This is a genomic window from Enterobacter cloacae complex sp. P14RS, assembly GCF_014895895.1.
Taxonomy (GTDB): domain Bacteria; phylum Pseudomonadota; class Gammaproteobacteria; order Enterobacterales; family Enterobacteriaceae; genus Enterobacter; species Enterobacter bugandensis.
Genome location: NZ_JADBQM010000002.1, coordinates 81869 through 101598, shown reverse-complemented (window position 1 = coordinate 101598; position 19730 = coordinate 81869). Strand labels below are relative to the sequence as shown.

General features: G+C 60.7%; 20 protein-coding genes. 9 read left to right on the top strand and 11 right to left on the bottom strand.

Going from position 1 to position 19730, the window contains the following annotated elements; translation table 11 throughout:
• Nucleotides 1–10: 10 nt before the first annotated feature.
• The 9 genes from IM295_RS01630 to hypA all read right to left on the bottom strand — a co-directional run bounded on the left by IM295_RS01630 (nucleotide 11) and on the right by hypA (nucleotide 8707).
• On the bottom strand, nucleotides 11–772 hold the full coding sequence (locus tag IM295_RS01630; RefSeq protein ID WP_193066131.1) for an ABC transporter ATP-binding protein: 762 nt from the start codon (nucleotides 770–772) through the stop codon (nucleotides 11–13).
• Entirely contained in the window at nucleotides 772–1809 is a 1038-nt protein-coding gene (locus tag IM295_RS01625) for an iron ABC transporter permease (protein ID WP_061097255.1), read from the bottom strand. The genes IM295_RS01630 and IM295_RS01625 overlap by 1 nt, the downstream gene beginning before the upstream one ends.
• Entirely contained in the window at nucleotides 1809–2807 is a 999-nt protein-coding gene (locus IM295_RS01620; protein ID WP_193066130.1) for an ABC transporter substrate-binding protein, read from the bottom strand. The genes IM295_RS01625 and IM295_RS01620 overlap by 1 nt, the downstream gene beginning before the upstream one ends.
• Before the next feature lie 151 nt (nucleotides 2808–2958).
• Nucleotides 2959–5031 carry a formate hydrogenlyase transcriptional activator FlhA gene (gene flhA, locus IM295_RS01615; protein ID WP_193066129.1) on the bottom strand — a complete coding sequence of 691 codons (2073 nt, stop codon included), beginning with the start codon at nucleotides 5029–5031 and terminating at the stop codon, nucleotides 2959–2961.
• 63 nt (nucleotides 5032–5094) lie between these two features.
• Entirely contained in the window at nucleotides 5095–6105 is a 1011-nt protein-coding gene (gene hypE / locus IM295_RS01610; RefSeq protein ID WP_193066128.1) for a hydrogenase expression/formation protein HypE, read from the bottom strand.
• Entirely contained in the window at nucleotides 6102–7223 is a 1122-nt protein-coding gene (gene hypD / locus IM295_RS01605; RefSeq protein WP_192978738.1) for a hydrogenase formation protein HypD, read from the bottom strand. The genes hypE and hypD overlap by 4 nt, the downstream gene beginning before the upstream one ends.
• Before the next feature lie 3 nt (nucleotides 7224–7226).
• Nucleotides 7227–7499, bottom strand: a complete 273-nt coding sequence (locus tag IM295_RS01600; protein ID WP_028014219.1) for a HypC/HybG/HupF family hydrogenase formation chaperone — start codon at nucleotides 7497–7499, stop codon at nucleotides 7227–7229.
• The gene (gene hypB, locus IM295_RS01595) at nucleotides 7490–8353 is read right to left on the bottom strand and encodes a hydrogenase nickel incorporation protein HypB (RefSeq protein ID WP_193066127.1); all 864 of its coding nucleotides are present in this window, start codon (nucleotides 8351–8353) and stop codon (nucleotides 7490–7492) included. Before hypB ends, IM295_RS01600 begins: the two co-directional genes overlap by 10 nt.
• 3 nt (nucleotides 8354–8356) lie before the next feature.
• Nucleotides 8357–8707, bottom strand: coding sequence for a hydrogenase maturation nickel metallochaperone HypA (gene hypA / locus IM295_RS01590; RefSeq protein WP_193066126.1), 351 nt, complete (start codon nucleotides 8705–8707; stop codon nucleotides 8357–8359).
• Between the two features lie 211 nt (nucleotides 8708–8918).
• On the opposite strand from hypA, the gene hycA reads away from it, so the two are divergent.
• The 9 genes from hycA (at nucleotide 8919) to hycI (ending at nucleotide 16700) form a co-directional block, all read left to right on the top strand.
• Nucleotides 8919–9383 (top strand): formate hydrogenlyase regulator HycA, encoded by a 465-nt coding sequence (gene hycA, locus IM295_RS01585; RefSeq protein ID WP_193066125.1) that lies wholly within the window; start codon nucleotides 8919–8921, stop codon nucleotides 9381–9383.
• A 73-nt stretch (nucleotides 9384–9456) separates the two neighbouring features.
• Entirely contained in the window at nucleotides 9457–10065 is a 609-nt protein-coding gene (locus tag IM295_RS01580; protein WP_028014215.1) for a 4Fe-4S dicluster domain-containing protein, read from the top strand.
• The gene (gene hycC / locus IM295_RS01575; RefSeq protein WP_193066124.1) at nucleotides 10062–11876 is read left to right on the top strand and encodes a formate hydrogenlyase subunit 3; all 1815 of its coding nucleotides are present in this window, start codon (nucleotides 10062–10064) and stop codon (nucleotides 11874–11876) included. Before IM295_RS01580 ends, hycC begins: the two co-directional genes overlap by 4 nt.
• 1 nt (nucleotide 11877) lies before the next feature.
• Nucleotides 11878–12801 (top strand): respiratory chain complex I subunit 1 family protein, encoded by a 924-nt coding sequence (locus IM295_RS01570; protein ID WP_193066123.1) that lies wholly within the window; start codon nucleotides 11878–11880, stop codon nucleotides 12799–12801.
• A 15-nt stretch (nucleotides 12802–12816) separates the two neighbouring features.
• On the top strand, nucleotides 12817–14526 hold the full coding sequence (gene hycE / locus IM295_RS01565; RefSeq protein ID WP_049138413.1) for a formate hydrogenlyase subunit HycE: 1710 nt from the start codon (nucleotides 12817–12819) through the stop codon (nucleotides 14524–14526).
• 9 nt (nucleotides 14527–14535) lie between these two features.
• A complete protein-coding gene (locus IM295_RS01560; protein WP_193066122.1) occupies nucleotides 14536–15078 on the top strand; it encodes a formate hydrogenlyase complex iron-sulfur subunit in 543 nt (180 codons plus the stop codon).
• Nucleotides 15078–15845: an NADH-quinone oxidoreductase subunit B family protein gene (locus IM295_RS01555; protein WP_028014210.1), complete on the top strand. Its 768-nt coding sequence runs from the start codon at nucleotides 15078–15080 to the stop codon at nucleotides 15843–15845. Before IM295_RS01560 ends, IM295_RS01555 begins: the two co-directional genes overlap by 1 nt.
• Nucleotides 15842–16252 (top strand): formate hydrogenlyase maturation HycH family protein, encoded by a 411-nt coding sequence (locus IM295_RS01550; protein WP_028014209.1) that lies wholly within the window; start codon nucleotides 15842–15844, stop codon nucleotides 16250–16252. Before IM295_RS01555 ends, IM295_RS01550 begins: the two co-directional genes overlap by 4 nt.
• Nucleotides 16245–16700 (top strand): hydrogenase maturation peptidase HycI, encoded by a 456-nt coding sequence (gene hycI, locus IM295_RS01545; RefSeq protein WP_048960103.1) that lies wholly within the window; start codon nucleotides 16245–16247, stop codon nucleotides 16698–16700. The genes IM295_RS01550 and hycI overlap by 8 nt, the downstream gene beginning before the upstream one ends.
• A gap of 79 nt (nucleotides 16701–16779) precedes the next feature.
• Here the strand turns inward: hycI and IM295_RS01540 are convergent, their stop codons facing one another.
• Nucleotides 16780–18204 (bottom strand): 6-phospho-beta-glucosidase, encoded by a 1425-nt coding sequence (locus tag IM295_RS01540; protein ID WP_045261255.1) that lies wholly within the window; start codon nucleotides 18202–18204, stop codon nucleotides 16780–16782.
• A gap of 18 nt (nucleotides 18205–18222) precedes the next feature.
• Complete coding sequence (ascF, locus tag IM295_RS01535) at nucleotides 18223–19674, bottom strand: PTS cellobiose/arbutin/salicin transporter subunit IIBC (protein WP_193066121.1); 1452 nt, start codon at nucleotides 19672–19674, stop codon at nucleotides 18223–18225.
• Nucleotides 19675–19730: the final 56 nt, after the last annotated feature.

Below are 19730 nucleotides of genomic sequence, written 5' to 3'. Positions count from 1 at the left end.
TCACTCGTCCCTAAACGATAAAGTGAATGTGCTTTTTGCCATGAAACGGCGAGATCTCAATTTTGGTTTTGACCCGGAAGACATCCCAGAGCAACGACTCGGATAAGATGTCCTGCGGCGTTCCGGTCGCCACAATTTGCCCTTTCTGCATCACAATCAGCGAGTCGCAGAACATTGAAGCGTGGTTGAGATCGTGGATGGCGACGATACTGGTAACGGGTAATTGGCTGATCAACTGCATCAGTTGCATCTGATGATGGATATCCAGGTGGTTGGTCGGTTCATCCAGCAGGATTTCGGTTGGCGTTTGCGCCAGCGCGCGGGCAATATGCACCCGCTGACGCTCGCCGCCGGACAGGCTCAGCCAGCCCTGCTCGCTGCGGTCCAGCATACCGACACGCTGCAGAGCCGCGGTGACGGTGTCGTCATCCTGCGCGCTCCAGTTAGAAAAAGGGGAGTGGTGCGGAATACGTCCAAGTTTAACCACGTCGCGCACGCGCATATTGGCGTCGGTCATCCCGTGCTGCTCAACGAACGCCACCCGGCGGGCAAGCTGCTTTTTGGCGATGCGGGAAATGTCCTGCCCGTCCAGGGTCACGCTGCCCGAATCCGGGCGACGCAGGCCTGCCAGGATACGCAAAAGGGACGATTTGCCGCAGCCGTTAGGACCAAGCAAACCCACCGTTTCGCCGCGTGAAACCTTCAGCGAGACACCATTGACGATAACTTTTTTGCCTACCTTCCAGGTAATATTTTCAGCGCAGATACTCATCACTTATTCCTTGAGCGGTAGATAATCACGGCAAAGAAAGGTACGCCCACCAGCGCGGTGACCACGCCGACGGGCAGGCTTTGCGGCGCAATCAGCATCCGCGAGGCGATATCGGCCAGCACCATCAGGATCGCCCCCGCCAGCGCGCTGGCAATCAGCAGCGTGCGGTGCAGCGGCCCGAACAGGAAGCGCATGACGTGCGGCACCACCAGCCCTACAAAGCCGATTGAGCCCGCCATACTGACGATGGTCGCGGTGATCAGTGCCGTGGTGGTAAACAGGGCAAGACGCACCCAGGGCACGGCAATGCCTAAGGAGGCTGCCGCGTCATCACCAAAGGTAAAGGCGTCCAGCGCCCGGGAATAGTAGAGGCAGACGGCAAGGCCCGCCAGCACGACAACCAGCGCCAGCTGGAATTCCGGCCAACGCACGCCGCTAAAGCTGCCCAGCAGCCAGAACATCACGTCGCGCGCCTGCTGCGCGCTGGCGGAGGTGCTGATGGTGTAGGCGGTAATGGCGTTGAAAAGCTGAGATGCAGCAACGCCTGCCAGAATGGTGCGTTCATTGCCGCCGCGCGCGCCGTTCGTCAGAAAGGCGACAAACGCAAAGGCGGCGAACGCCCCGGCAAACGCCCCCGCAGAGAGCGATACCGCGCCGGTGCCGATGCCCAGGACGACGACCGACACCGCCCCGGTTGAGGCACCCGCCGACACGCCGAGCACGTAAGGTTCCGCCAGCGCGTTCTTCAGCAGGCTTTGCAGCACGGCACCGCAGATGGCTAAACCGGCCCCGCAGCAGGCCGCCACCAGCGCGCGGCTCAGGCGAAAGTCCCAGATCACGCTCTCATAGATGCGGTTGAGCGGAACGTCGGTCAGCCCCAGCTTATTACCAATAGCGTAAAAGACGTTGGACAGCGGAATCGACAGCTCGCCGACGCTGACACCAAGAGCAATCACTAAAAACAGCAGGACAACGGCAAGCAGAGCGGATGTGGTCAGGATCAGGCCCTGGCGGGCCTGAAGTACGGCTACCGTCATCAGTTCAGCCCCAGTTTTCTGAGCTGTTCACCCACCTGTTCAGCACCGTAAATCGTACGAATCGTCGGGTTCATCGCCTGACCGTCCATCACCACGATATGGCCTTTTTTGACGGCATCAAGCTGGCTCACGGCAGGATCGCTTTTCAGGAATTTGATTTTCTCATCCGCGTTATCCAGCGCCCAGCGGTTGCGGTCCAGACTGGAGACGACAATCACATCAGGGTTCGCGGCAATAATACTTTCCCAGCCGACGGTCGGCCATTCGGTCTCAGCGGTAATGGCGTTATGGCCACCCAGCACGTTAGCAATAAAACCGGAGGCGCTGTTTTTCCCGCCGACATAGGCGTCTGCCGAAGGCGAGGCGCTTGAGAACCAGAAAACAAACGAGAGATCTTTTTTGTTTTTACCAAATTCCTGACGCAGGTCGGCCTCACGTTTTTTGAAATCAGCGATAACGGCCTGGCCGCGCGCTTCAACGTTGAAAATCTTCGCGAAATCTTCAATCTCTTTATAAAGGTACGTCATATCCCACAGCGTCTGGCGGCTGCCGTACATATCGCCTGCCGCTTTTTTGGTGGCGCACATGCCTGGAGATAAATAGCTGTTCACGCCGACGGTAGCCAGATCTTCACGTTTTGCGACCTTACTTTCCGGCCCAAGCAGCAGCGGCAGCTGGGCAGGAACAAAATCGGGGTTTTGCGCAAGGATGGATTCAAGAGTCGGAATTTCGACGGTCAGGGTTTTGATTTTTGCATTCTGCTCAGCCAGCTGCGGCAGCACCTTGGTCGGCCAGAAGGCACTGGCTTTGACCTTATCTTCCAGCCCCAGCAGGAGCAAAATTTCCAAGGTGTTCTGACCGAGGGCCACGACGCGTTCCGGCGCTTTAGTGAATGTCTCTTTATAGCCACAGTTTTCAATCGTCAGAGGATATGTGGTTGCCAGAGCAGAACTGACCGACGCAATCGCCAGGCCTAACGCGCAGATGACCTTCTTCATGAAACGCTACCCTTCATTAATATTATTTTTGATGCAAATGAAACGCATTATTAAGGCGGAATTTTATACAGAGGAAAATATATTGTGTCAATGAGGGACAATTGCGCAGGGTGACGAAAAGCGGCGCCATAAGCGGCGCCGGAATGACGGGTTAAAGCAGGCTCTCTTTATCGATTCCCAGACGCTTCATGCGAGAGAGCAGGGTAGTGCGTTTCAGCCCCAGCCGCTGAGCTGCGCCCTTCGGTCCGGCTACCACGCCGTTGGTCTCTTTCAGTACGCGCATAATGAGCTGATATTCATCTTCGCCTTCCTGCGCGACTTCTGCCGAAAGCGTGGGGGCTTCCTGAAGGGAGACTTCAGGCAAAGAGAGCTGCAGCACGTTCCCGCGCGTCAGCAGCACCGCGCGTTCAATGACGTTTTCCAGCTCGCGCACGTTGCCGGGCCACTCCATCGCCGAGAGGGTGCGCAGCGTCTCGGCGGGAATGCTGTCGATGTTTCGCCCCATCCGGCGCGCGATCTTGGCGGTAAAGGCTTTAACCAGCAGCGGAATATCTTCCGGGCGCTCGCGCAGCGGCGGCAGGCAGATCGGAAAGACGTTCAGGCGATAGTAGAGATCGCTACGAAACTCGCGGTCGGCGACCATTTTTTTCAGGTCGCGGTTGGTGGCGGCAATCAGCCGCACGTCGGTCTGGATCAGCTTGTTGCTGCCGAGGCGCTCAAACTCCTGCTCCTGCAAAACGCGCAGCAGCTTGGGCTGCAGCTCCAGCGGCATATCGCCCACTTCGTCGAGGAACAGCGAGCTTTTATCCGCCAGTTCAAAACGGCCCAGCCGCTGGCTGCTGGCCCCGGTAAACGCGCCGCGCTCGTGGCCGAAGAGGTCACTTTCCAGCAGACCCGCGGGCATCGCCGCGCAGTTCATCTTCACCATCCGCCGGCTGTTGCGGTTGCTCAGGTTATGAATGGCGCGGGCTATCAGCTCTTTACCGGTGCCGGTTTCACCGAGGATCAGCACCGTGCTGTCGCTCTGGGCCACCATTTCCACCTGCTTGAGGAGGCTGTACATGGCATCGCTGCGCCCGATGATTTCGCCAAACTCGCTGTCCACGTTGTTGAGCTGTTCGGTCAGGGCCAGGTTTTCGTCCACCAGCCGCTCTTTCAGGCGGTGGATCTCCTGATAGGCGAGGGCGTTATCCAGCGCGATAGAAATACGCTCGGCGATCTGGCGCAGCAGCTTCAGGTTGGCGGTGGTAAACACGGCTTCATCGCACTGCGCCAGTTTGAGCACCCCAAGCATGGTGCTGCCGGACATCAGCGGCAGCAGGCACAGGGTCTGAATTTTGTTGCCCCAGGTGTTAAACAGCATCCGCTCGTACGGCGCCACCGGGTCCTGCTCGCTGAGATTCAGCAGCAGGATCTCTTTGCTTTTAAATACCCGCTCAGAAAGGGTGCCCGCTTCGTCCACCTCGCTCTGCTCGTGCGCCGGGTTGGCCTCATCAAGATAGTGGGTGGAGTAGATGTTCAGCTTGCCTTTGCGGTTCCCGCGTAGCGCGATGCTGATGGCGTCGATCCTGAAATAGTGGTGGATCTCCTTGGCGACTTCGCTGACCAGCTCGTCCATGTCGAGCCTTGAGAGTACGGCGTTGGTGATGGCGACCAGAATGCGGAAGTTATCGCGCTCGCGGCTCAGCAGGTCGTAATCCACGTTATTGGTGACGCGGCTTTGGATCTGCTCCGCGACGACGGCCACAATCTGCGTGAAGGTATGCAACCGCTCGTACTCCGCCTCGCTCCAGGGCTGGTCGGTATTGCGGATAAACTCGCAGCCGCCAAAAATATGGCCCTCCGCCGCCAGCGGCAGCATGCCGTAATGACCGAAAGGCTGATAGAGATTGCTCTCTGCCAGCCGCGGCCATGCCATCCGAAACTCTTCAAAATTGCAGTGCAGCACTTCAGGCCGGGAGAGAATGCGGCGCACCGGGCCGTGCGCGAGGTACGTTTCGTCTTCATATTCAAACGTTTTGCCATTCTCGCGCGTGGAATAGTAGCTCGCGCGGTGCGTTCCACTATGCCAGAGCACAATCGCCGCGCTGTCCGCCAGCGCTGATTGCCTGACCAGCCGTGTCAGGGCATCGCTCAGCGCGCCGAGATCGGGCTGTTGTAAAAGTGTGCGCGTGATGTCAAACAGGCCCTGCTGTCCAAGATCGCTCATCGGTGTATACGGCATTATTGCTTTCCAATAGAAACTGGCAAAAAAGAGACTTCACTGCTGACCGCTTATGGCGCGGTTCTAGCAAATTCGGGGTAACGGCTCAGCGTGCGGCAGATCCAGCGTGTGCTTCACGCCGTAAAGTCCGGTCAGGCGCACCCCTTTGCGCTCAACCACGTCGCCAATGATGGCCGCGTCTTTCCCTAAGGGATGCGCTCTAAGCTGTTCAAGTACGGCTTCCGCCGCCGAACGTTCCACGCCGATCGCCAGCTTGCCCTCGTTGGCAAAGTTTAGCGGGTCAAGCCCTAAAAGCTCACACAGCCCCCGCACGGCAGGCTTAACGGGCAGGTCGCGCTCGCTCAGTTCAATCCCGCACCCGCTGCTTGCGGCGAACTCGTGGACAACGGCATTCACCCCGCCCCGGGTGGCGTCGCGCAGGGCTTTGACGCCAGGTATGTCGCGCAGCGTCTGGATAAGCGGGGTGAGCACCGCGCAGTCGCTGCGAAGCTCGCCGTCCAGCCCCAGGCCTTCGCGCAGGTTCAGGATGGTTGCCCCGTGGCAGCCCAGCGTTCCGCTGACAATCAGCACGTCGCCCACCGAAAGCTGCTGCGCGCCCCAGTGAACGTCGGCGGGGATCGCCCCCATTCCGGCGGTGTTGATGAAGAGCTTATCCGCCGCGCCGCGCTGGACCACTTTGGTATCCCCGGTGACGATAGCGATCCCCGCCTCGCGGGCGGTGTGCGCCATGCTGTTGACCACTGCCGCAAGCGTCTCCATCGGTAATCCTTCTTCGAGGATAAATCCGCAGGAGAGGTAGCGCGGAATGGCGCCGCTGACGGCCACGTCGTTGGCCGTACCGCAGACGGCGAGCTTGCCAATATCGCCGCCCGGGAAGAATAGCGGGTCAATCACGTAGCTGTCGGTGGAGAACGCCAGCCGGTCGCCGTGTGCGGTGAGGGTTGAGAGCGCGATGCGCGCCTGATCCTCCTGCTCGGCGAGCCAGGGGTTATTAAAGGCCTCCATGAACAGCCGGTTAATCAGCTGCTGCATCGCCTGCCCACCGCTTCCGTGCGCCATTTCCACCGTGTTCATGCTTCACACTCCTGGTTGCGATACTGATACCACGCGGCGCATGCCCCTTCAGAGGAGACCATCAGCGCGCCAAACGCGGTTTGCGGGTTACAGGTGTTGCCAAATAGCGGGCAGTGATGAGGTTTGCATTTGCCGGTAAGCACCTCGCCGCAGCGGGACCGGGGATCGTCGCACACCTGCTGCGGCTGCGGGCGGAAGTGCGCTTCGGCATCAAATTCGCGATAGGCAGGCGTCAGGCGCACGCCGGATTCCGCAATCAGCCCCAGCCCGCGCCACTCGCTGTCGCCCTCAACGCTAAACACGTCGGCTATCGCCTGCTGTGCTCGTTCATTTCCCGCATCGGGCACCACGCGGCGGTACTGGTTTTCGACCGCGCTCAGGGACGCTATTTTCTGCTCAACCAGCATGGCTACGCCTTGCAGTAGATCAAGCGGTTCGAAACCAGCCACCACTAACGGACGATTGTACTGCTCAGCGATAAAACCGTAGGCGTCTGTGCCAATTACCATGCTGACGTGGCCCGGCGCCAGAAACGCATCGATGCCGTTGTCTGGCTCTTCGAGCAGGCTGCGCAGCGTGGGAATGAGCGTAATATGCTGGCAGAAAAAGAAAAAGTTAGTGACGTTGCGCGCTTTCGCCTGCTGCAGCGTGATGGCCGTAGCGGGCATGGTGGTTTCAAAACCCAGCCCGAAAAAGACGACCTTGCGCTCAGGGTTAGCCTCTGCCAGCGTCAGAGCATCCATCGGCGAGTAAACGATCCGCACGTCCGCGCCGCGCGCCTTCGCCTGCAGCAGCGAGCCGTTTTTCCCCGGCACGCGCATCGCGTCGCCAAAGGTGCAGAAAATGACGTGGGGCTGGCCGGCAATTTCGATGCAGCTGTCGATACGCCCCATCGGCAAAACGCACACCGGGCAGCCGGGGCCGTGAATAAACTCGATGTTCTCCGGCAGCAGCTGGTCGAGGCCAAACTTGAAGATGGCGTGCGTGTGCCCGCCGCACACCTCCATGATCCGCAGCGGCCTTTTGTTCGTGTAGTCCAGCAGCGCCGCGCGCGTTTTCAGATGTCCGATAAGCTGCATCACCTGTTCTGGCGCGCGGTATTCATCAACGTAACGCATAGGCTAGCGCTCCTCGCCGTACAGGAGCGCGCCCACGTCCGGCTCCACGTCAAACATGTTTTGCAGCGCGTCCAGCGTGTCGCGGGCTTCCGCTTCGTTAATCACGCTCATCGCAAACCCCACGTGGACCAGCACCCACTGGCCGAGGCGCGACGCGCCCGTCTCATCGGTGCTGCCCACCAGCGTCAGGTCGACGTCGCGCAGGATGCCGCAAACCTCCACTTTAGCCTGATTGCCGTCGAGGGAATGGATTTGTCCCGGTACGCCTATGCACATCGTTCGCTCTCCAGCCAGTCCAGCCAGGCGTCCATGCCGTCGCCGCGCGTGGCGGAAACCAGCAGGATGTGAATGTCCGGGTTCACCTCGCGGGCATAGGCAAGGCACTTATCCACGTCGAAGTTCAGGTACGGCAGCAGGTCAACTTTGTTCAGCAGCATGAGGGAGGCGGCGGCGAACATTTGCGGGTACTTCAGCGGCTTGTCCTCCCCTTCGGTCACGGAGAGCACAGCCACTTTATGCCGTTCGCCGAGGTCGAAGCTTGCCGGGCATACCAGGTTACCGACGTTTTCGATAAACAGGATGCCGTTATCCGCCAGCGGCAGGCGAGGGGCGGCGTCGGCAATCATCTGCGCATCCAGGTGGCAGCCCTTGCCGGTGTTAACCTGAATGGCGGGCGTCCCGGTTTCGCGGATGCGCGCTGCGTCGTTAACGGTTTGCTGATCGCCTTCGATCACCGCGCAGGAGATGCGTTGGTTCAGCCGTTTGAGGGTTTCGGTCAGCAGGGTGGTTTTACCGGAGCCGGGGCTGGAGACCAGGTTCAGCACCAGCAGTTGACGCGCGGCAAAGCGGGCGCGGTTGAGGGCGGCGATCTGGTTATTTTTGTCCAGCACGTCGATCTCCACCTCCAGCATCTGGCGCTGGCTTATGCCCGGCGCGTGGGTCCCCGCTTCGCCGTGGCCGTAATGCAGGTCGCCCGCGTCGGAACGCTGCGGCGCAAAAGTGATGCCGGTCAGGGCCGCCGCAGGACGCGGGGCGGGGGAAAAGGGCGCGGAGCGAAACGCGGAGTGGGGATGGTGTTCATCCCCTTCTATATACAGGTTGCCTTCAGCGCAACCGCAGGTGCTACACATACATTACTCCTTCTCGATTTCGAGGCGTTGGATCTGCATACCGTCATCCGCCACGATGCGAAGACCCGTGCTCTGACACTGCGGGCAGCGCTGAACCTTTGATGAGAGCAGGGTGACGTACTGCTGGCACTGCTCGCACCAGCACTCCGCCTGCTGCTCGTTGATATGCAGCGCGCAGCCTTCCGCCAGCGTGCCGCGACACACCAGCTCAAAACAAAAGTTCAGGGCGCTGGTCTCGACGCAGGAAAACGCCCCGACCTTCAGCCAGACGCCGGTGACGCGTTTCGCGTGGTTTTGCACTGCCTGCTGTTCGATAAGTTCCAGAGCCCGCTGGCAGAGGGTGATTTCGTGCATGACGCCTCCTCAATGATTTGCGCCAGTAAATGCAATAACGGTGCCAGCTTGATTTGCGTTACGGCGTGACGATGTCAGCGCTGTCGAAATGACACGTCGACACGGCGGCGTTGACAGTGTGTTTTTTGATAAAAATCATTCAAATCAACACATTGAAAACTGGCACGGAATCTGCTTAACAGCCGCTATCTCCATTAACCGGATACCTTCTATGACTATTTGGGAAATTAGCGAAAAAGCGGATTACATCGCGCAGCGCCACCAGCAGCTTCAGGATCAGTGGCACCTCTACTGTAACTCTCTGGTTCAGGGGATCACCCTGTCAAAAGCCCGACTGCACCATGCGATGAGCTGTGCGGCGCAGGGGGATATGCGCTTTGTCCTGTTCGGTCATTTCACGGTCTTTGTGACCCTGGCAGACAGCTTTAACAGCCACACCATCGAGTACTACGTTGAGAATAAAGAGGGTGAAAAACAATGTATTGCGCAGGCGCAGCTGATGGCCGACGGCATGGTTGACGGCTACGTCAGCAACCGCGATCGCCAGCAGGTGCTTGAGCACTATCTGGAGAAAATCGCGCCGGTTTACAACGGTCTCTACGCCGCGGTTGAGCACGACTTGCCGGTCGACCTGAAACAGCTCGTCGCGGGAAAGGCCCCCGCAAATCTTGCCTGATAACCGAATGTCGAAAAGTGTCGATGAGACAGTTTTTCGTCGTCAAAAATGACCATCACCAGAGGATTGCCCGGTGAACCGTTTTGTAATTGCTGACTCGACGGTCTGTATTGGCTGTCGGACCTGTGAGGCGGCGTGTTCGGAAACGCACCGCCTGCACGGGCTGCAGTCCATGCCGCGCCTGCGCGTCATGCGTAATGAGAAAGAGTCTGCCCCGCAGCTCTGCCACCACTGTGAAGATGCCCCGTGCGCGGGCGTCTGTCCCGTCAATGCCATCACCCGCGTCGATGGCGCGGTCCAGCTGAACGAAAGCCTGTGCGTGAGCTGCAAGCTGTGCGGCATCGCCTGCCCGTTCGGTGCCATTGAATTCTCCGGCAGCCGCCCGCTGCATATCCCGGCGAACGCCAATACCCCGAAAGCGCCGCCTGCGCCACCGGCTCCGGCACGCGTGAGCACGCTGCTGGACTGGGTGCCCGGCATCCGCGCTATTGCGGTGAAGTGCGACCTGTGCAGCTTTGACGAACAGGGCCCGGCCTGCGTGCGGACCTGCCCGACCAAAGCGCTGATCCTGGTTAACATCCGCGATATCGCCCGCACCAGCAGGCGCAAGCGCGAGCTGACCATTAATACCGACGTCGGCGATCTTTCGCTTCTGCAGGCGCTTAACGAGGGGGCGAAATGAACGCGATATTTATGATTAACAGCGCCGTGGCGTACTTTGCCGCTGCCGCCGCGCTGGCGCTGGTGTTCTCTTTCCATAAAACCCTGAGCGGCTGGATAGCCGGTATCGGCGGGGCGGTCGGCAGCCTGATGACGCTGGCGGCGGGCGGTGTCGTCCTGCTCGGCGGACAATCCGTGGAAACACTCATGCCGATGATTCGCCATACCGTGGCGATTACGCCGCTGAACGCCATCTGGCTGGTGACCTTTGGCCTGTGCGGGCTGTTTATCAGCCTGTTCAATATTGACTGGCACCGCCATCAGCAGACCAAAGCCAACGGCCTGCTGGTCAATCTGCTGATGGCCGCCGCGGTCTGCACGGTTATCGCCAGCAACCTCGGCGCGCTGGTGGTGATGGCGGAGATCATGGCGCTGTGTGGCGTGTTCCTGACCGGCTGCAGCGCCTCCGGCAAGCTATGGTTTGCGCTCGGACGCCTCGGCACGCTGCTGCTGGCGCTGGCCTGCTGGCTGGTGTGGCAGCGTTTCGGCACCCTGGACTTTGCCGCGCTTAACGGCCAGCCGCTGGGGAACGACGTCTGGCTGCTGGGCGCAGTCGGCTTTGGCCTGCTGGCCGGGATTATCCCGCTGCACGGTTGGGTCCCGCAGGCGCACGCGAATGCCTCTGCGCCCGCCGCCGCGCTGTTTTCGACGGTGGTAATGAAGGTCGGTCTGTTCGGCATTTTGACGATTACCCTGACGGGCGGTCAGCCGCCGCTGTGGTGGGGTGTAGCGCTGCTGATTGCGGGAATGATCACCGCCTTTGTCGGCGGGCTGTACGCCCTGATGGAGCACAACATCCAGCGTCTGCTGGCGTACCACACCCTGGAAAATATCGGGATTATCCTGCTCGGCATGGGCGCGGGCGTCACCGGGCTGGCGCTCAACCAACCGGCGCTGATTGCCGCCGGGTTTGTCGGCGGTCTGTATCACCTTGTCAACCATAGCCTGTTTAAAACCACTCTGTTCCTCGGCGCGGGCAGCGTCTGGTTCCGCACCGGCCATCGCGATATCGAAAAGCTCGGTGGGATTGGCAAAAAGATGCCGATGATTTCACTCGCCATGCTGGTGGGGCTGATGGCGATGGCCGCGCTGCCGCCGCTGAACGGCTTTGCCGGGGAGTGGGTGATCTATCAGTCCTTCTTCGCGCTCGGCCAGAGCGACGCGTTTATCGCGCGGCTGCTCGGCCCGCTGCTGGCGGTGGGCCTGGCGATTACCGGGGCGCTGGCGGTGATGTGCATGGCGAAAGTCTATGGCGTCACCTTCCTCGGCGCGCCGCGTACCCGCGAAGCGGAAAACGCCTGCTGCGCCCCGGTACTGATGGCCACCAGCGTGGTCGCGCTGGCGCTGTGCTGCATTGCGGGCGGAATTGCCGCGCCGTGGCTGCTGCCGCTGCTGGGCCACGCCGTTCCGCTGCCGCTGTCGACGGCGCATACCGTTGCCTCCCAGCCGATGATGGCGCTGCTGCTGATCGCCGGGACGCTCCTGCCGTTCGTGCTGATGCTGTTCTTCAGACGCGACCGTCTCGCCTCCCGCTCTCGCGGCGCGGCGTGGGTCTGCGGTTACGAACACGAGCCGTCAATGGTTATCACCGCCCACGGTTTTGCCATGCCGGTGAAGGAGAACTTTGCCGCCGTGCTGAAGCTGCGCCAGTGGCTTAACCCGCAGGGCTGGGTGCCGGGCTGGCAGAGTGCTGCCGTGCCCGTGCTGTTCCGCCGACTGGCGCTGATCGAGCTGGCGGTGCTGGTAGTGATTGTGATTTCACGAGGAGCCTGACATGAATCTTTTACTGGCAATTCTTCAGGCGCTGGTGCTGTTCGCCGCCGCGCCGCTGCTGTCGGGCATCACGCGCGTGGCGCGCGCCCGAATGCACAACCGTCGCGGGCCTGGCGTGCTCCAGGAGTACCGCGATCTCTTCAAGCTGCTCTCCCGCCAGAGCGTCGCGCCGGATGCCGCAGGCTGGGTGTTCCGCCTGACGCCGTTCGTGATGGTCGGCGTGATGCTCACCATCGCCACCGCGCTGCCGGTGGTCACGGTAGGCTCGCCGCTGCCGGTGCTCGGCGATCTGATTACGCTCATCTACCTCTTCGCTATCGCGCGCTTCTTCTTTGCGATTGCCGGGCTGGATACCGGGAGCCCGTTTACCGGCATCGGCGCCAGCCGCGAGGCGATGCTCGGCGTGCTGGTTGAGCCGATCCTGCTGCTGGGGCTGTGGGTGGCCGCGCAGGTTGCAGGTTCGACCCACATCAGTTTTATCACCGACACCGTTTACCACTGGCCGGTGGCCCGCTCCATCCCGCTCGTGCTGGCACTCTGCGCCTGCGCGTTCGCCACGTTTATTGAGATGGGCAAGCTGCCGTTCGATCTCGCGGAAGCGGAGCAGGAGCTGCAGGAGGGGCCGCTCACCGAGTACAGCGGCTACGGCTTCGCGGTGCTGAAGTGGGGCATCAGCCTTAAGCAATTGGTGGTGTTGCAGATGTTTGTGGGCGTTTTCTTCCCGTGGGGGCAGATGACGCACTTCTCTGCAGGCGGCCTGCTGCTGGCCGTGGTGGTTGCCGCCCTCAAGCTGCTGGTCGGCGTGCTGGTCATCGCCCTGTTTGAAAACAGCATGGCGCGCCTGCGTTTTGCGGCAACCTCGCGCATCACCTGGGCCGGTTTTGGTTTTGCATTTTTAGCGTTCGTCTCCTTGCTGGTGGCGTGATTAAAGAGAGTGTTTATGTCTGAAGAAAAGAAAGGTCAGCAGTATCTCGCCGCGTTGCATCAGGCTTTCCCCGGCGTGGTGCTGGAGGAGTCCTGGCAAACCAAAGATCAGATCACCATTACCGTGAAGGTGAACTACCTGCCGGAAGTGGTGGAGTTTCTCTATTACCAGCAGGGCGGCTGGCTGTCGGTGCTGTTCGGCAACGACGAGCGCCAGCTGTGCGGTAACTACGCGGTGTACTACGTGATGTCGATGGAGCAGGGCGAGAAGTGCTGGCTCACCGTGCGCGTCGAAGTCGACCCGAATAAGCCGGAATACCCGTCCGTGACGCCGCGCGTTCCTGCCGCCGTCTGGGGTGAGCGCGAGGTGCGCGACATGTACGGCCTGGTGCCGGTCGGCCTGCCGGACGAGCGTCGTCTGGTGCTGCCGGACGACTGGCCGGATGAACTCTATCCGCTGCGCAAGGACAGCATGGATTACCGCCAGCGTCCGGCCCCGACCACCGACAGCGAAACCTACGAGTTCATCAACGAGCTGGGCAGCAAGAAGAACAACGTGGTGCCGATCGGCCCGCTGCACGTCACCTCCGACGAACCGGGCCACTTCCGCCTGTTCGTCGACGGCGAAAATATCATCGATGCCGACTACCGCCTGTTCTACGTCCACCGCGGCATGGAGAAGCTGGCGGAAACCCGCATGGGCTACAACGAGGTCACGTTCCTCTCAGACCGCGTGTGCGGCATCTGCGGCTTCGCCCACAGCACCGCCTACACCACCTCGGTGGAAAACGGCATGGGGATCGTGGTGCCGGAGCGCGCGCAGATGATCCGCGCCATTCTGCTGGAGGTGGAGCGCCTGCACTCGCACCTGCTGAACCTCGGCCTGGCCTGCCACTTCGTCGGCTTTGACTCCGGGTTTATGCAGTTCTTCCGCGTGCGCGAAGCGTCGATGAAGATGGCGGAGATCCTCACCGGGGCGCGTAAAACTTACGGCCTGAATCTGATCGGCGGGATCCGCCGCGACCTGCTGAAAGACGACATGATCAAGACCCGCCAGCTGGCGCAGCAGATGCGCCGGGACGTGCAGGATCTGGTGGACATGCTGCTCAGCACGCCAAACATCGAGCAGCGCACCGTCGGGATTGGTCGCCTCGATCCGGAAATTGCCCGCGACTTCAGCAATGTCGGCCCGATGGTGCGCGCCAGCGGCCACGCCCGCGACACCCGCGCCGATCACCCGTTCGTCGGCTACGGCCTGCTGCCGATGACCGTCCACAGCGAACAGGGCTGCGACGTTATTTCTCGCCTCAAGGTGCGTATCAACGAGGTCTACACCGCCCTGAACATGATCGACTTTGGTCTGGACAACCTGCCGGGCGGCCCGCTGATGGTGGAGGGCTTCACCTACATCCCGAACCGCTTTGCCCTCGGCTTTGCCGAAGCGCCGCGCGGGGACGACATCCACTGGAGCATGACCGGCGACAATCAGAAGCTTTACCGCTGGCGCTGCCGCGCGGCGACCTACGCCAACTGGCCAACCCTGCGCTACATGCTGCGCGGCAACACGGTTTCCGACGCGCCGCTGATCATCGGCAGCCTCGATCCGTGCTACTCCTGCACCGACCGCATGACGGTGGTGGACGTGCGCAAGAAGAAAAGCCAGGTGGTGCCGTACAAAGAGCTTGAGCGCTACAGCATCGAGCGCAAGAACTCGCCGCTGAAATAAGGACACGCCATGTTTACCTTTATCAAAAAAGTAATCAAAACCGGCGCGCAGACCAGCAGCTATCCGCTGGAGCCGATCCCGGTGGATAAAAACTTTCGCGGCAAGCCGGTGCACAACCCGCAGCAGTGCATCGGCTGCGCGGCCTGCGTCAACGCCTGCCCGTCGAACGCCTTAACGGTGGAAACGGATCTTAAAACCGGCGAGCTGGCCTGGCAGTTTAACCTCGGGCGCTGCATCTTCTGCGGCCGCTGCGAGGAGGTTTGCCCGACGGTCGCCATTCGACTTTCTCAGGAGTACGAACTGGCGGTGTGGAAAAAAGAGGATTTTCTCCAGCAGTCGCGCTTCGCGCTGTGCAATTGCCGCGTCTGCAAGCGTCCGTTCGCCGTGCAAAAAGAGATCGACTACGCCATCGCGCTGCTGCAGCACAACGGCGACGCCCGCGCAGAGCATCACCGCGAAAGCTTCGAAACCTGCCCGGAGTGTAAGCGCCAGAAATGCCTGTTGCCGTCTGACCGCATTGATATTACCCGCCATATGAGAGAGGCCAGCTGATGGAAAACTTACTCGGCCCGCGCGACGATAACGGCATTCCGGTGCCGCTGACGGTGGAGGAGTCCATCGCCAGCATGAAGGCGTCGCTACTGAAAAAAATCAAACGCTCGGCCTACGTTTACCGCGTGGACTGCGGCGGCTGCAACGGCTGTGAGATCGAGATCTTCGCCACCCTGTCGCCGCTGTTTGACGCCGAGCGCTTCGGCATCAAAGTGGTGCCGTCCCCGCGCCATGCGGACATTCTGCTGTTTACCGGGGCGGTGACCCGCGCCATGCGATCGCCCGCGCTGCGCGCCTGGCAGTCCGCGCCGGATCCGAAAATCTGCATCTCCTACGGCGCCTGCGGCAACAGCGGCGGCATCTTCCACGATCTTTATTGCGTCTGGGGCGGCACCGATAAAATCGTGCCGGTGGATGTCTATATTCCGGGCTGCCCGCCGACGCCTGCCGCCACGCTGTACGGCTTTGCGATGGCGCTCGGCCTGCTGGAGCAGAAGATCCACGCCCGCGCACCTGGCGAGATCGACAACCAGCCCGCGGCCATTCTGCATCCGGACATGGTCCAGCCGCTGCGCGTGAAGGTGGACCGCACGGCGCGCAGGCTGGCGGGCTATCGTTATGGGCGTCAGATTGCCGACGATTACCTGCGCCTGCTGAGCCAGGGCGACCATCAGGTGGCGCGCTGGCTGGAGGCGGAAAACGATCCGCGTCTCAATGAGATCGTGGCAAACCTGAACAGCATTGTGGATGAGGCGCGTATCCGATGAGTGAAACGGTGGTGTTCAGCCAGCTGAGCCGTAAGTTTATTGATGAGAACGATGCCACGCCGGATGCGGCGCAGCAGGTGGTCTATTACAGCCTGGCGATTGGGCACCACCTCGGGGTGATCGACTGTCTGGAGGCGGCGCTAACCTGCCCGTGGACGGAATACCTGGCGTGGATCGCCACGCTGGAGGAGGGCAGCACCGCGCGGCGCAAGATGGAGGGCGTGCCGAAGTATGGCGAGATCGTCATCGACGCCAACCATATCACGATGCTCGCTAATGCCTTTGACGCGGCGCTCGGCAGGCAAACCCCGGCGCAGCAGGCGTGGAGCAAAACGCTGCTCGGCATGCTGCACGATATTCATCAGGAGAGCGCCATCTACCTGATGGTGAGGAGATTACGTGACTGACGTTTTACTGTGTGTCGGCAACAGCATGATGGGCGACGACGGCGCGGGCCCGCTGCTGGCGGAGATGTGCGCCGCGAACCCGCAGGGCGATTGGGTGGTAATCGACGGCGGTAGCGCGCCGGAAAACGATGTGGTCGCCATTCGCGAGCTGCGTCCGGAAAGGCTGTTGATTGTCGATGCCACCGATATGGGGCTCAACCCGGGCGAGATCCGCCTGATTGACCCGGACGACATCGCCGAGATGTTTATGATGACCACCCACAATATGCCGCTGAACTACCTGGTCGATCAGATTAAAGACGACGTGGGCGAGGTGCTGTTTTTGGGGATCCAGCCGGACATTGTCGGGTTTTATTACCCGATGACGCCGCCGGTGAAGGCGGCGGTGGAGGAGGTGTATTCGCGGCTGGCGGGGTGGGTTGGGGATGGAGGGTTTTCTCCGCTCTGAGCAGTGCCGGGTGGCGGCTACGCCTTACCCGGCCTACAAAACCGTAGGCCCGGTAAGCGCAGCGCCACCGGGCAACAGGCTACGCCAGATCCGCCCCGTTACTCGCAATCACCTTCTTATACCACCAGAACGATTTCTTGCGCTTGCGGTCCAGCGTGCCGTTCCCGGCGTCGTCGCGGTCAACGTACACAAACCCGTAGCGCTTGCTCATCTCCCCCGTTGAGGCCGACACCAGGTCGATGCAGCCCCAGGTGGTGTAGCCCATCAGCGGCACGCCGTCCTCAATCGCATCGCCCATCGCGCGGATATGCTCGCGCAGATAGCTGATGCGGTAGTCGTCGTTGATCTCGCCGTTTTCATCAATGACGTCCTTCGCTCCCAGGCCGTTTTCCACCAGGAACAGCGGCTTCTGGTAGCGGTCGTACATCATGTTCATGGTGATACGCAGGCCGAGCGGATCGATGCCCCAGCCCCACTCGCTTACCTGAATATGCGGGTTACGCAGGGACTTCACGATGTTTGCCGCGCTGGTGTTGCCCGCGTTCATGTCCGCCGACGCGCAGCGCGAGGCGTAATAGCTGAACGAGACAAAGTCGACGGTGTTTTTCAGCAGTTCGTCGTCGCCGGGATCTTTCACAATCACAACGCCTTTTTCGCGGAACACGCGGGCGGAGTAGGCCGGATAGCTGCCGCGCGCCTGCACGTCGATAAAGAACAGGTTCTCTCGGTCTTTCTCCAGCGCCATCCACACGTCTTCCGGCTTGCAGGAGTACGGGTAGAAGTTACCGCCAGCCAGCATGCAGCCGACCTGGTTTTCCGGGTTCACCTCGTGAGCGATTTTTGTCGCCAGCGCGCTCGCCACCAGCTCGTGATGCGCGGCCTGGTATTTCACCTGATCCTCGTTTTCACCTTCCTCAAACACCAGCCCCGCGCCGGAAAACGGGCTGTGCAGCATGATGTTGATTTCGTTGAAGGTCAGCCAGTATTTCACCAGCCCGTTAAATTCCTCGAAGCAGGTGCGGGCGTAGCGGGCGAAGAAATCGACCATCTTACGGTTGCGCCAGGAGCCGTACTCCGTCACCAGGTGCATCGGCACGTCGAAGTGGCAAAGCGTTACCAGCGGCTCAATGTTGTACTTTTTGCACTCCTCGAACACCGCGCGGTAGAAGGCGATGCCCTCTTTATTTGGCAGCGGCTCGTCGCCGTTCGGGTAGAGGCGGCTCCAGGCAATCGAGGTGCGGAACACCGTAAAGCCCATCTCCGCCATCAGGGCGATGTCCTCTTTATAGCGATGGTAAAAATCAATCGCCTCGTGGCTCGGGTAAAACTCATCGTCACGCAGCGAAAAACGCTTTTCCTTACCCAGCTTCACCGCCAGGCGGTTCGCGCCGTGGGGGATCATATCGACCGTCGTCAGTCCTTTGCCGCCTTCACGGTAAGCACCTTCACTCTGGTTGGCGGCAAGCGCGCCGCCCCATAAAAATCCTTGTGGAAAAACAGACATTCTTACCTCGCTTTCAATTTATGCTTTTGCTGCGTTGTTCTGTACCGGTGCGGTCTGCAGGGCGCGCGCTTTTTCAGCCTCGTCTTCGACCGGGATATCCTCAAACCCTAACAGCAGGGTCAGAACAAATGACAGCACCACGGCCAGCCCCATTACGCCAAACACCCAGATGATGGTCATCGGGTTGGCCGGGTCGAAGAACTGCACGCTGGTAAACAGCCCCGGCGCCGCCATCGAGTGGCTGGCAAGGCCTGCCATACCCGCCACCGCGCCGCAGATAAAACCGCTGATCAGGCTCGCAATCAGCGGACGCTTCAGGCGTACCGCTACGCCGTACAGGGCCGGTTCAGAGATCCCCGCCATGATGGCGGAGGCCGCCGCGGCCAGCGCCGTCTGGCGCAGTTCCGGGTTTTTCGTTTTCCATGCCACCGCCAGCGACGAGCCGCCGAGCGACAGGTTGGCGCCGATTTCTGACGGCATCACCATTCCTTCTTTGCCCGTTTCGGCAATGGTCTGAATGATGGTCGGCGTAAACACGCGGTGCATCCCGGTCATCACCAGCAGCGGCCACAGTGCGCCCATGATGGCGACGGAGAGCCAGCCCAGGTAGCCGTGAATGGTGTAAACCAGCGCGGAGATGGCGCTACCGATCCAGATCCCCAGCGGGCCAATCAGCACGATGGCGAGCGGGGCGGCAATCAGCACGATCAGCATCGGCTTGAGGAAATTTTTGGTCACCGCCGGGGTGATGCGATCCACCCAGCGTTCGATATACGACAGGCACCAGGTCATGACCAGCGCCGGGATGACGGTATAGGTGTATTTCACCGCCGTCACCGGAATAAAGGCGAACTCAACGTGCTCGCCCTGCGCGGCTTTCGCCATTAGCTCGATGAAGCTCGGGTGCACCAGCACGCCCGCGATGGCAATCGCCAGCGACATGTTGGTTTTAAACTTCACCGCCGCCGAGGCCGCCACCATCAGCGGCAGGAAGAAGAACGCCCCGTCGCCGATGACGGTTAAAATGGTGAGCGTCGGCGCGCCTTTTTCCAGCACGCCAGTCATTTCGAGGATCATCGCCAGCAGCTTGACCATCGAACCGCCGATGATCGCCGGGATCAGCGGCGACATGGTGCCGATCAGCGCGTCGAGGATCCCGGCACCAATGCGGCGTAACGTCAGCTTCTGCGGGCCTTCCGGTACCACGGGCTGCAGGTCAACGGGCAGCAGGCTCACTACTTCGCGGTACGCCTGTGAAACCGTGTTGCCAATAATCACCTGGCACTGGTTGTCGTTACGCACCACGCCAAGCACGCCGCTGACGCTTTTCAGGCGCGCAACGTCGGTAAGATTTTCGTCTTTCAGAACGAAACGCAGGCGCGTCATGCAGTGGGTGACGGCGACGATGTTCTCTTTGCCGCCCAGCGCGCTGATAACGTCGTTTGCCAGCGCAGCGTAGTTTTTGGCCATCGGATCTGTTCCTGTTATCGTTGTGTGAAATGTAGGAAACCGGTTCCACATAATCA